Origin of the sequence: Flavobacterium sp. CG_9.1, assembly GCF_015751645.1 — a bacterium.
Lineage (GTDB): Bacteria > Bacteroidota > Bacteroidia > Flavobacteriales > Flavobacteriaceae > Flavobacterium > Flavobacterium xanthum.
Map to the genome: position 1 here is coordinate 1 of NZ_JADOVC010000081.1, position 1,277 is coordinate 1,277.

1 protein-coding gene is annotated in these 1,277 nt (G+C 31.8%); it reads left to right on the forward strand.

Annotation, left to right across the window (positions count from 1 at the left end):
- Positions 1-959, forward strand: a 959-nt coding sequence (locus tag IWX83_RS17090) for an ATP-binding cassette domain-containing protein (protein ID WP_196831356.1), incomplete at its 5' end; no start/stop codon positions are given.
- Between the last annotated feature and the right edge of the window lie 318 nt (positions 960-1,277).

Consider the following 1,277-nt stretch of genomic DNA (forward strand, 5'->3'; position numbering starts at 1 on the left):
TAGCAAGTGTTTTCTTTTTGACAGGCGTATTAATTTACACTTCTATTCAAGTTTTCAATAAAGAAATTAAATTAGGGGAATTAATGGCAATTTTAGGGATTGTTGGTTCTTTGTTGCCCTCAATTGCTAATCTTGCACTAGTTTCAATTCCCATAAATGAAGCTAAAATTGCTTTCCATAGAATGTTTGAATTTGCATCTATTGAAAAGGAAATAGAAGAAGGCGTTTCAATCGATGACATTAAAAGTATAGCAATAAGTAATCTGTCTTTCCGTTTTGCAGGCCGAAGTGAGTTATTCTCGAATGTTACTATTGCTATCGAAAAAGGAAAACTAACGGCTATTGTAGGAGAAAGCGGAAGTGGAAAAAGTACCATTGGTCAAATACTACAACGCTTTTATAATTTTGAAAAAGGAACTATTACGGTTAATAACAGATATCAATTATCCGAAATTGAGCTTCAAAGCTATAGAAAGCTAATAGGCGTAGTTCCGCAAGAAATTATCATTTTTAATGGCAATGTGATCGATAATGTTTTATTAGGTGCAGCTGAAACTCCAGAAAACATAATTTCATTCCTTACAGAATATGGTTTTGACACTTACTTTAATCAATTGCCACAGGGATTAGCAACTATTGTGGGAGAAGAAGGAATTAATTTATCAGGGGGACAAAAACAAATTATAGCTTTAGCTAGAGTGTTGTTCAAAAAACCTCAGTTTCTAATTTTAGATGAAGCGACTTCGGCAATGGATAGAAACACAGAAAATTTCTCCATGGCATTATTAGCAAAAATAAAACCCAATTGTGCTATTTTCTTTATTTCACATCGCTTGAATACCTTGAAAAAAATAGCAGACACTATTTATGTTCTCGAAAATGGCACATTATCAACCACAGGAAATCATGAAGAGTTAATGGAAACTACAAATTTTTACAGTGAATATTGGCAAGAATAAAATTGATTCCGTATATTGGTTATAAGATCGTGAATAACTGGGCGGTCAACATAAAATACCGAGATTATCCAACCAAAGGGATTATCTGGAGCAGTTGAAAAGTATGCAGTTGGAGCGGGCTTGATTACAATAAAATAAAATAGTATTCCATTGATGTTCAAAGAGATAAGTTACTGTTTTATAAAGCCTTATTTTACAAACTTATTACTGTAAATAAATATACCAGCTAACTCAAAAATTAAATTTTTCTAAAATTTTTGTAAGTCTTATCTAATAAAGTATATTAGCCGTTTACGAAAATAAGCAATTCATGCCAAT